The sequence below is a fragment of the Hyalangium sp. genome (assembly GCF_045802625.1).
Taxonomy (GTDB): Bacteria; Myxococcota; Myxococcia; order Myxococcales; family Myxococcaceae; genus Hyalangium.
Genome location: NZ_JBJMQP010000083.1, coordinates 1 through 9,394, shown reverse-complemented (window position 1 = coordinate 9,394; position 9,394 = coordinate 1). Strand labels below are relative to the sequence as shown.

10 protein-coding genes and 1 pseudogene are annotated in these 9,394 nt (G+C 69.2%); 6 read left to right on the top strand and 5 right to left on the bottom strand.

Annotation, left to right across the window (positions count from 1 at the left end; all coding sequences use genetic code 11):
- The 4 genes and pseudogenes from ACJ8AT_RS15800 to ACJ8AT_RS15785 all read right to left on the bottom strand — a co-directional run.
- Window positions 1–285, bottom strand: a pseudogene (locus tag ACJ8AT_RS15800) (hypothetical protein); the annotation flags it as partial.
- A gap of 51 nt (window positions 286–336) precedes the next feature.
- Window positions 337–1,149: a hypothetical protein gene (locus ACJ8AT_RS15795; RefSeq protein ID WP_407738560.1), complete on the bottom strand. Its 813-nt coding sequence runs from the start codon at window positions 1,147–1,149 to the stop codon at window positions 337–339.
- Window positions 1,150–1,163: 14 nt separating this feature from the next.
- Window positions 1,164–1,988, bottom strand: coding sequence for a hypothetical protein (locus ACJ8AT_RS15790; protein ID WP_407738559.1), 825 nt, complete (start codon window positions 1,986–1,988; stop codon window positions 1,164–1,166).
- Between the two features lie 52 nt (window positions 1,989–2,040).
- Complete coding sequence (locus tag ACJ8AT_RS15785; RefSeq protein ID WP_407738558.1) at window positions 2,041–3,912, bottom strand: protein kinase domain-containing protein; 1,872 nt, start codon at window positions 3,910–3,912, stop codon at window positions 2,041–2,043.
- Between the two features lie 328 nt (window positions 3,913–4,240).
- Between ACJ8AT_RS15785 and ACJ8AT_RS15780 the strand changes: the two genes are divergently transcribed.
- The 6 genes from ACJ8AT_RS15780 to ACJ8AT_RS15755 all read left to right on the top strand — a co-directional run bounded on the left by ACJ8AT_RS15780 (window position 4,241) and on the right by ACJ8AT_RS15755 (window position 9,040).
- A complete protein-coding gene (locus ACJ8AT_RS15780; RefSeq protein WP_407738557.1) occupies window positions 4,241–4,693 on the top strand; it encodes a VOC family protein in 453 nt (150 codons plus the stop codon).
- Window positions 4,690–5,187 (top strand): hypothetical protein, encoded by a 498-nt coding sequence (locus ACJ8AT_RS15775; protein WP_407738556.1) that lies wholly within the window; start codon window positions 4,690–4,692, stop codon window positions 5,185–5,187. Before ACJ8AT_RS15780 ends, ACJ8AT_RS15775 begins: the two co-directional genes overlap by 4 nt.
- A gap of 80 nt (window positions 5,188–5,267) precedes the next feature.
- Window positions 5,268–6,017, top strand: coding sequence for an arginyl-transferase family protein (locus ACJ8AT_RS15770; RefSeq protein WP_407738555.1), 750 nt, complete (start codon window positions 5,268–5,270; stop codon window positions 6,015–6,017).
- 90 nt (window positions 6,018–6,107) lie between these two features.
- The gene (locus ACJ8AT_RS15765) at window positions 6,108–6,629 is read left to right on the top strand and encodes a gamma-glutamylcyclotransferase (RefSeq protein ID WP_407738554.1); all 522 of its coding nucleotides are present in this window, start codon (window positions 6,108–6,110) and stop codon (window positions 6,627–6,629) included.
- A 110-nt stretch (window positions 6,630–6,739) separates the two neighbouring features.
- Window positions 6,740–8,086 (top strand): DNA/RNA non-specific endonuclease, encoded by a 1,347-nt coding sequence (locus ACJ8AT_RS15760; protein ID WP_407738553.1) that lies wholly within the window; start codon window positions 6,740–6,742, stop codon window positions 8,084–8,086.
- Window positions 8,087–8,134: 48 nt separating this feature from the next.
- Window positions 8,135–9,040, top strand: coding sequence for a DMT family transporter (locus tag ACJ8AT_RS15755; RefSeq protein WP_407738552.1), 906 nt, complete (start codon window positions 8,135–8,137; stop codon window positions 9,038–9,040).
- Window positions 9,041–9,163: 123 nt separating this feature from the next.
- Here the strand turns inward: ACJ8AT_RS15755 and ACJ8AT_RS15750 are convergent.
- A partial coding sequence (locus tag ACJ8AT_RS15750; RefSeq protein WP_407738458.1) for a transposase occupies window positions 9,164–9,394 on the bottom strand: 231 nt, incomplete at its 5' end.

The window sequence follows — 9,394 nt, the reverse complement described above, 5'->3', positions numbered from 1 at the left end:
GTCCAGGACTTCAGCCGCATTGCCGGTGTGGATGACGGTATCGGGCTCGATGGTGCCCACCAGCTCCTTGCCTCCGGCGCGCAGCAGGGCCTCGACCTCTGTGCGGCTCAGGGGTTCCCACTTTCCTGTCTGGGAGTTCAAGCGGTAGCGCTGGTTGAGGCTGAAGCCGCCCGGCCGGAGTGTGTTGAGCTTCTGCTGGATGCACGCCATGGCCAGGTCGTGCTTCTCCATGCCCAGGCGCATGGCCCGCGTCACGGGCTTGCCGTTGACGTCCCGCTCCAGCACCTCGGCGCACTGCTCGCGCGTGGGGCTGGCGCCGAAGCCAGAGCCGAGGCGTCACTGATCATCACACGGGGTGCCCAGGCGGGCCCCCGCGTACACCCCGAGCTCGTTGTAGATCATCGGCAGGTTTTCGGTGATGGGCACCACCTTCAGCTCCACCTTCTTCTTGGCACCTTCGATCCACACCGGAGCCTCGGCCTTGTCCACCACCAGCCGCAGGTCTCCCTTCTTCGTCGAGAAGATCTGCCCCTCCGAGTCCGAGACGATGTCCTTCATCTCCTGGAGCTTCATGGCCCCCTTGGGCCCCACGTGCACCCGGAAGCTCTTCTCGCTCTCCGGCCCGAAGCCGCGCTCCACCAGGTAGTACTTGCCCGCGAGATCGCGCAGCAGCGCGTAGGGCACGTACTTCTGCGGGTTGGGCTCGTACTTCGCCTCCTTGAGCAGCTTCGCCGCCTTCTCCGGCTCCATCACGGTGAGCGCCATGGTGCGCTCTCCGCAGCGCAGCTCACACGTCTTCTTCTCCGAGTCCAGCTCCACGCCCGAGTACACCCGCCAGTCCGTGCCCCGGAAGCTGGGGTTGGCCGTGGGGTTGTAGAAGCGCGGCTCGAGGAAGTCCGTGCCCGGCACGCCGAAGGGAGGCTGGGCCACCTGGGTGAGCGTCTTCCCGTCTCCGTAGAAGAGCTGCTTGCCCTTCTGCTCGTGGGGAGCCAGCACCACGTAGTGCCCCTTGCCGTCGGTGCACACGGTGGTCTGCTCCAGCAACAGCTGCTCGCCCAGGCTCTCTCCCTTGCCCCAGGGAGGCTCGATGGCCCAGGAGGTGCCCGAGAGCAGAGCGACGGCGGCGGTGAGGAGGTGTCGAGAGTGCATGAACAAGGCTCCGGCTAGAGGTTCTTCTTGAAGTACTCGGTGGCGAACTCTTCCTGATTGGCGGCGTCCTGCTGGGTGGTGAAGCTCACCGCGCCCGCCTTCACGTCCAGCTTCAGCTCCGGGCCGAACTGGCACGAGTACTTCTTCACCTTGGCCTGGATGATCTTCTTTCCCACCGGCGACTCGCACAGCTTCCCCAACGCCTCCAGCGGATTGCCGCAGTACGAGGAGATGCTGTACTGCTTGATCACCTCGTCCGAGATGCTCTTCCAGTCAATGCTGGCCGTGACGCTGGTGCCGCAGGCGTCGTTCATGGCCTTGAGCACCTTCGTGAAGCCCTCCTGCTGGCCGGACTCCCGCTCCTGGCGGTTGAAGGCCGCCAGCTTCGCCAGCGTGCCGTCCTTCTGCAGCTTCTGGTACTGGGCATAGATGTCCTCCGCCTTCAGCCCCTGCGAGCGCTTCTCGTCGTAGGAGACGGTGAGGCCGTCCCGGTGGCCGGGCGTGTAGAGCTCGTACTTCTTGGAGCCAGCGCCGTGCGGCTCGCGCATCACCAGCGTGTAGTAGTCATCGCCCCTGTACTGGGTGATGTAGTCGACGCCCCGGCTCTGCTCGTTGACGGAGTGCAGCAGCGGCTTGCCGTCGAACGCGGTGCCCGTGCCCTGGACATAGAGCAGGGCCTGCTTCTCGCCCTTGGGGCCCTGGGTGGTGAGCGGGATGACCGCCACGGATTCGCCCTCCGGGCCGGTGAACACCTTGCCGGTACTCACCGGCGCTTCCGCGGACGCGAGCGTGCTGGCCAGCACGCCCACGGCGATGACCGTTGCCAGGGTGTTTCTCATGTCTGTTCCCCCTCCCTATGGGGACTGTGAAGCCGGTGCTTCCGGTGGTGCTCTACTTGGAGAGCTTGAGGCCCGAGTCCTTCGCGCAGTAGTCGAACAGCTGCTTCTGCCCCCTCGCGGACAGGCTCCGGTACTGCGCGTTCGCGTTGCCCAGGTCCTGCCGCTGGCAGTAGGCGCGGCCGATCAGCACTCGAGCGGACTCCGTCTTCTGGACCTGCAGGGTGCGCTGGGCGATGCGGATGGCGCCGTTGAAGTCCCCAGAGTTCAGCGCCTGCTCCGCTTCATCCAGCTCCTTGCGCACCGAGTCGGGGATCACCTCGGCCTTGCCGCGAGGGGAAGACGGCGGGGGCTTGGTCTCGGCGGTGGCGATGGCCGGTGGCGTCGTGGAGGGGGGCGTCGTAGGCGTAACGGCGGGTTGGGGCGGAGTGGGCGTGCTCGGCGCCACCGTAGGAGCGACAGGGACAGGCTGGGTCGCGGCCACCGGCGGATTCGGGCTCGGCGCCGGGGTGGAAGTCGAGGTGGAAGTGGAGCTCGAGGTGGAGAGCATCCCTCGCCCCACGACGAGCCCGGCGGCCACGAGCGCCACCACGACGACGGCCGCGATGATCAGCGGGGACTTCGAGCGAGCCGCAGGCTGGGCCGTGGCCACCGGAGCCACGGCGGGCGAGGCCACGGGGACGGGAGCCGCGGAGCGAGGCGCGGGATTGATCGCCGCGGCGGGCTGGGCGCTCGGACCGGGAGTGCCAGCCAGCTGCACGGCGGCCATCTCCATATCCGTCGGCCTGCGAGAAGCCGTCACCGGGAAAGCAGGCTGAGCGGGGGCCTGCGCGTCCTGGGCGCGGAACGCCGCCAGCGTCGAGCCGACCTCCATGCTTGGATCCGCCGCGCCTCCCGGGGCCATCTCCGCGGGGGTGGCCACCCCCGAGCGCGAGGGGACGAACGTGGCATCCGTGCCGCTCTCCATGTCCGTGCCCACGGACGGATCATCCGGGCGGAGGGCGCCGCGCAGCGGCATGGGCGTGGGGTCCGGCCCCAGCGCGGAGAGCGCCTGCAGCGGGGTGCCGGTCAGCTCCGCGATGAAGGTGGCCACGTCCTGGTGGCGATCCTTCGCCGCCTTGGAGAGCGCCTTGTCCACCGCCGCCACCGCGCGCCCGGGCAGGTCCGGCACTCGGGAGGCCAGGGACTCGGGCTGCTCGTGGACGACGCGGTAGACGACCTCGGCGATGGTGCCGCCCGAGAAGGGCGAGTCTCCGCACAGCATCTCGTAGACGATGCAGCCGAAGGCGAAGATGTCCGAGCGCGCATCCACTTCCTTGTTGCGGCCCATGGCCTGCTCGGGCGCCATGTACCGGGGCGTGCCCATGAGCACGTCCTCCTGCGTCTGCAGCGTCTGCGAGCCCATCAGCTTCGAGATGCCGAAGTCGAGCAGCTTCACCCGCTCGGCCACCATGCCCTCGGTCTCGGTGGGCACCAGGAAGACGTTGGCGGGCTTCAAGTCCCGGTGCACCACGCCGGCCCGGTGCGCGGCCTGGAGCGCCGAGCCCATCTGCCGCGCGATGGAGAACGCCTCGCGCAGCGTCAGCCGCCCCTTGCGCAGCCGGTTCGCCAGGCTCTCGCCGCGCAGGTGCTCCATCACCAGGTAGGGCGTGCCGTCCTCCAGGCTGTGGAAGTCCACCACCTCGACGATGTTGGGGTGGCCGAGCTGGGAGGCGATCTCCGCCTCGCGGCGGAAGCGCGCGTACTGCTCCTGGCTCAGGTCCTCGCTGTGGAGCAGCACCTTCACCGCCACCTGCTTGCCGGGCAGGCGCAGGTGCCGCGCCAGGAAGACGGAGCCCATGCCCCCCTTTCCCAGCAGCGAGGTGAGCTCGTAGGTCTCTCGGAGGACGGTGCCGATACGGATTTCAGCTGCGGGGGAGGGGCTCATTGAGGCGCAGGGGGCGGATCAGCCGGGGGCACACTTAAGCCGCTTCAGCCGCGTTGTGCCAGCACCCACCCCCGGCTCTGCCCAGATGACCAGGGGAGTTGGGAAGATGCCTCTCTTGCGGTAAAATTGGAGTTTGCCGGTATCCGTTCTCCGGCTCCCCAGCTCGTCAATCCCGAACAGGCCATCCCAGGGTGTGCTCCGGCGCTGCCTCCGGCCGAACGTGTTGGAGTGGACGCGGGTGGCCCTGAACCTGGGGACGCAGGTGGGGATTGGCCTGGTGGCGGCTGGAGCTTGCTGCTGTGGATCTACGCAGCCCAGGGAGGGAGTGATGCGTTCCTCGGAGTCCAACCCCGCGGAGAGCCTTCGGCTCGGCCCGCTCCGTTATCTCTATGTCGGCACCGCGCGCTTCGCGGAGGACCTGGCCTTCTACCGGGAGGTGCTGGGCGCGGAGCTGGTGTGGCACTTCCGCCGGTTCGGTGCCGAAGTGGCCGCGGTCCGGCTGGGCGAGGGCCCGCTCTACATCCTGGCGGATCACCGCCCCGCGAAGTCGACGCTGCCCATCTACGCCGTGGAGGACCTGGAGGCCTTTCGCGCCTCGGCGGAGGCTCGGGGGCTGAAGGGGGCCCACTCGGTGGAGACGCCCGATGGTCCATGCCTTGTGCTCCATGACCCGACGGGCAACGAGCTGGGCGCGCTGGAGGAGGTTCGTCCGCGCGTGCTGGAGGGCGCGTGGCGAACTTCCGGCAACACGTACGCGGTGAAAGGAGACGGCTCGATATGAGCGCACGCACGATCATGGTCCTCGCCGCGAGCGTGGTGACGTTCCTGCTGGCGGCCAAGGCGCACGGGCGGCAGCTCCGGCTCGAGCGCGAGCTGCAGGGCTATCACCAGGTCGTCTTCGGCGGGGCGAACCCTCCCTTCGTCGAGGCGCTCTGGCGGGCGGACCGGGTGCGCTACTGGAGCATCGCCGCCGGGGTGGCGCTGGGGGTGCTCGGGCTGTTCGCGCTGGCGCGGGCGCAGGGGTGGGGGTGGCCCTTGCTGGGTGGCGGGAGCGGCTCGGTGGCGTGGCTGGTGGTGTGGGGCTCGCCGGTGGCGGCGTTCCTCGCGAGTGGACTCTGGAGCCTGACGCGCTTCCTCCACGCTGTCTCCGAGAAGCCCGAGGGCACGGTGGACGCCGCGTGGGTGAGGGATTGCCTCCGAGGCAGCGCCGGGTGGTTCACCGTGGCGGCGCTGGCCGCGGGGCTGATCCTCTTCACCAGCATCCGGAGGGCATGACGCCCGCGCCGCCCTGAGCCGAGCGGGCGGGCAGGCAGTGCTTGACAGGGAGCGCGCCAGCCTCGAATCAAGAAGGGCCCATGGCGAAAATCCACCACCACGTCACGGAGCCTCCTGGCCCGTGCAGCTACCTGCCCGGCCAGCAGTCCTCGCTCGAGCACAAGGTGATGACGGAGGTGTCGCCCGAGGAGTTCGAGGAGCTGCTGTCGCGCGGGTGGCGGCGCTTTGGCCCCACGTACTTCCGGCCAGCCTGCCAGGCGTGCGCCGAGTGCGTCACCCTGCGCATCCCCACCGCCACCTTCCGCCCCAACCGCAGCCAGCGCCGTGCTCAGGCCGCCTGCGCTCGCTTCCGAGTGGAGGTGGGCGCGCCTCGAGTGGACCGGGAGCGGCTGGAGCTGTACCACGCGTGGCACGCGTGGCGGGAGGAGGCTCGGGAGTGGGAGCCCTCGGAGCTGAGCCCCCGCGAATACTTCCTCCAGTTCGCCTTCCCCCACCCGTGCGCCCGCGAGGTGGCCTGGTACGACGATGAGGCCGAGGGCGGGCCTCGGCTGGTGGCGGTGGGCCTGTGTGACGAGACGCCCCAGTCCTGGAGCGCCGCGTACTTCTTCTTCCACCCGGACTATGCGGACTGCTCGCCGGGCTCCGCCAACGTGGTGAAGCTGGTGGAGCTGGCTCGCGAGCGCGGCCGCTCCTGGGTGTACCTGGGCTACCGCGTCCAGGGGTGCGCCTCGCTGCGCTACAAGGGCACGTTCCGCCCGCATGAGCTGCTGGAGGGGCGCCCCGCTCCGGACGAGGCCCCACGCTGGAAGGCGGCGCCGGAGCAGGAGTGAGGCGCCGAGCCTCCACGCCCCGCGTTCGCCGGGGGACAGGAGCGCGGCCTTTCGCGAGACGGCGGCCTCGCGCCCAGGCAGACTGGAGCCATGTCCGGCACTCCGCCGCTGCCCTGGTTCGCCTTCTCGCTCTCGCTCGCTCCGGAGGTGGCGCGCGAGCGGCTCCGGAACACTCCCGTCCTCGAGCTGCCCGAGGGTGAGCTGGCCGAGGCGCTCGACGTGGAGCTCGTCTACGACGCGCCGGCCCCGGACTGGGGAGGCCGAGTGGCGCGGCTGGTGGATGCGCCGGGCCGGCGGGTGATGGGGCTGCTGCGGCGCATGCCGGCTCAAGTGTGGCCACTGGTGGCGCGGCTGGAGTCGACGCTGGCCTCGGCCGCGGAGGAGCGCCCGGTGCGAGTGCGCACGGCGACCGGGGCCGTGCTCTCCGCGCGGACCTTCACGCCACCGGCTCCCAGGCACGCGCCCCCGGGGCCGATCAGCGTGGAGTTCCTGGTGTCCCACGCCCGCGCCGCCGAGCGCGCCGCCCTGCCGGCCACCTACGTGGAGCGGCTCCAGGCCGAGGCCCACCTCGTCCAGCGGATCCAAAAGGCCCAGAGCGAGCGGATCCGCTAACCCCCTGTTTTCACAAAATGTAACCCCTGGGCCGCAACTTCTCGGAAGTTGGAGAAGATAATTCCATACACCGGCACTTTGCTCCCCCAGCGGGGCTTCAGGAGATGGGCATGGAGATCCGTGCGAAGAACGCTCCGAGCGACCTCATCCCCACGCTGAAGCTGGGCACCACGGTGCCCACCACGGGCGGGAGCTGGCGGCGCTCCACGGCGCGCGAGGTGCCCATCTCCGAGATGCAGCGGAAGTTCGGCTGGCCCGAGGGCAGCTGGCAGTCGGATCTGCTCAAGGCGGCGGACGCGTCGAGCGCCACGAAGAGCCGCAAGAGCAACGGCAGCGTGTCAGCGGCGGAGGTGGAGCACTACCTGCAGCAGCCGGACGACGCGCGGTTCCTCACCTCCACGGCGCTGCAGCAGGAGCGCGCGGCGCTGGATCAGAAGCTTTCGGGGGGCAAGCGCTTCGTGGCGGCGGATGGCTTCGACAGCGCGTGGCAGGACACGGTGGCCCAGCGCGCGGATCGGCTCGGCGGCAATGGAGATGGGAAGCTGTCGCGCACCGAACTGGACAAGTACATCAAGTCCCTGAAGGCCGGTAAGGATGCGGAGTCCGAGTGGTTGCCGGACCAGAAGGGGGCGATGTTCGAGAGCAAGGTGGCCGAGAGCGCCGGCGAGCTGGATCCGCTGCGCCCCGGCGGCCCCAACACGGGCCTGTCCCTGCTCAAGGAGTACATGCGCATCTCGCTGGATCAGTCGAAGAACGTGCCCTCGTTCGTGACGCACATGCTGTCGGCGGCGGACCTCCAGGAGCGGCCGGCCGGCGTGAGCCGGGACAAGAGCGAGTTCCACGCGGATCCCGAGCTGGGCGACGCCGCGGTGAAGGACACGGACTACCTGCGCACGGGCTTTGATCGGGGGCACATGAAGCCCGCGGCGGACTCTCCCACGCAGGAGGCCATGGACGAGAGCCACCTGATGAGCAACATGGCTCCGCAGTACCCGAACGTGAACCGGGACGGATGGGCCACGCTCGAGGACTCGGTCCGGGACATGGTGAGCGAGACCGGCGGCAAGGCCTACGTCGTCACCGGCAACCTGTACCTGGACAAGCAGGGCAAGCCGCTACCGCCGGATGCCATCGGCACCATCGGCCCGGACGGGCGGAAGATCGCCGTGCCCACGCACAACTTCAAGACGGTGCTGCTGGAGCTGCCCAACGGCAACCTGAGCATGTTCGCGTACATGGTGCCGAACGTGAAGGACGCGCCGACCAATCAGGATGACATCGCGAAGTTCCTGGACGACTCGCGCACGTCGGTGGACCACATCGAGGAGCTGCTGGGGCAGGACCTGTACGCGCAGCTGCCCAAGTCGGTGCAGGCGAAGCTGGAGAAGGACAGCTCCGCGAAGATGGCCTTCCGGCAGGCCAGCGAGTTCCACTCCGCCTCGCTGCTGATGCGGTAGGCGCGCGCACCGGGAGGCGGGGGCTCCGGATATAAGGAGCGCCTCGCCATGGCCTCGACTCGCTCCGCAGCCTCCACTCCTCGCGCCACGGCCGTTGGCGCGGTGGCCATCCTGCTCTGGGCCTGTCTGGCGCTGATGGCGACGGGCACGGGGAGCATTCCTCCGTTCGAGATCGTCACCATCGCCTTCGCCCTGGCCTTTGTGCTGAGCCTGGGCAAGTGGCTGCTGTTCCGCGAGAGCATCTCCGGCCACCTGCGCCAGCCCGCCGCGGTGTGGCTGATCGGCGTGGGCGGGTTGTTCGGCTACCACTTCCTCTACTTCATGGCGTTGAAGACGGCGCCCGCGGTGGAGGCCAACCTGATCAACTACCTGTGGCCGCTGCTCATCGTGCTGTTCTCGGCGCTGCTGCCGGGCGAGCGCCTGCGCTGGTGGCACATCGCCGGGGTGGTGCTGGGGCTGTGCGGCTCGCTGCTGCTGGTGACGGGCGGGGGGCGCGTGGCCTTCCGAGCCGAGTACACGGTGGGCTACGCCTCGGCGGTCGGCTGTGCGGTGACATGGGCGGCGTACTCGGTGCTGTCGAGGCGCTTTGGCTCGGTGCCCACGGACACGGTGGGAGGCTTCTGCGGAGTGACAGCCGTGCTCGCGGCGCTCTGCCACCTGGCCTTCGAGCCCACGGTGTGGCCGAGCCCGCTGGAGTGGGGCGTCCTGCTGCTGATGGGCCTGGGGCCCATGGGGCTGGCCTTCTTCGTCTGGGACGTGGGCATGAAGCGCGGGAACATCAAGGCGCTGGGAGGGCTCTCGTACTCCACGCCGCTGCTCTCCACGCTGCTGCTCGTCCTGGCGGGGCGCGCACGCCCGAGCGTCGAGCTGGCGCTGGCCTGCCTCTTCATCGTGGGCGGCGCGGTGCTCGCCTCCAGGGACTTGTGGGCCCGCAAGGCGCTCTCGCCTTCATGAAGTGCCGGGCGCACCACTATGACTTCCTTTCATAACCCCATCGCTGGGGTGCGGCCCCCGAGGAGTGAGAGCCGCTACTCGGGGTTGTGAAAGGAGCTCTAAGAGGGTGTTGAGCCAAGGCACTCAGGCAAGGCGGCCCAGCATTAGCCGGATCATGCCCAGGTAGACGAACGCTTCGCAGGACTCCTCCGTTCGCTCGTAGTCTCTGGCCAAGCGTCGTTCTCGGCTCAACCACCCGAACGTGCGCTCCACAATCCAGCGCTTGGCCTGGAGCACAAACCCGGGCGTAGGGTCCGAGCGTTTCACGATCTCCACCTCGACCCCGGACTGCTGAGCGATGCGCTCGACGCGCGG

Coding starts and splice junctions, on each gene's coding strand:
- ACJ8AT_RS15795 (WP_407738560.1), bottom strand. CDS start 1,149: ATGCACTCTCGACACCTCCTCACCGCCGCCGTCGCTCTGCTCTCGGGC.
- ACJ8AT_RS15790 (WP_407738559.1), bottom strand. CDS start 1,988: ATGAGAAACACCCTGGCAACGGTCATCGCCGTGGGCGTGCTGGCCAGC.
- ACJ8AT_RS15785 (WP_407738558.1), bottom strand. CDS start 3,912: ATGAGCCCCTCCCCCGCAGCTGAAATCCGTATCGGCACCGTCCTCCGA.
- ACJ8AT_RS15780 (WP_407738557.1), top strand. CDS start 4,241: ATGCGTTCCTCGGAGTCCAACCCCGCGGAGAGCCTTCGGCTCGGCCCG.
- ACJ8AT_RS15775 (WP_407738556.1), top strand. CDS start 4,690: ATGAGCGCACGCACGATCATGGTCCTCGCCGCGAGCGTGGTGACGTTC.
- ACJ8AT_RS15770 (WP_407738555.1), top strand. CDS start 5,268: ATGGCGAAAATCCACCACCACGTCACGGAGCCTCCTGGCCCGTGCAGC.
- ACJ8AT_RS15765 (WP_407738554.1), top strand. CDS start 6,108: ATGTCCGGCACTCCGCCGCTGCCCTGGTTCGCCTTCTCGCTCTCGCTC.
- ACJ8AT_RS15760 (WP_407738553.1), top strand. CDS start 6,740: ATGGAGATCCGTGCGAAGAACGCTCCGAGCGACCTCATCCCCACGCTG.
- ACJ8AT_RS15755 (WP_407738552.1), top strand. CDS start 8,135: ATGGCCTCGACTCGCTCCGCAGCCTCCACTCCTCGCGCCACGGCCGTT.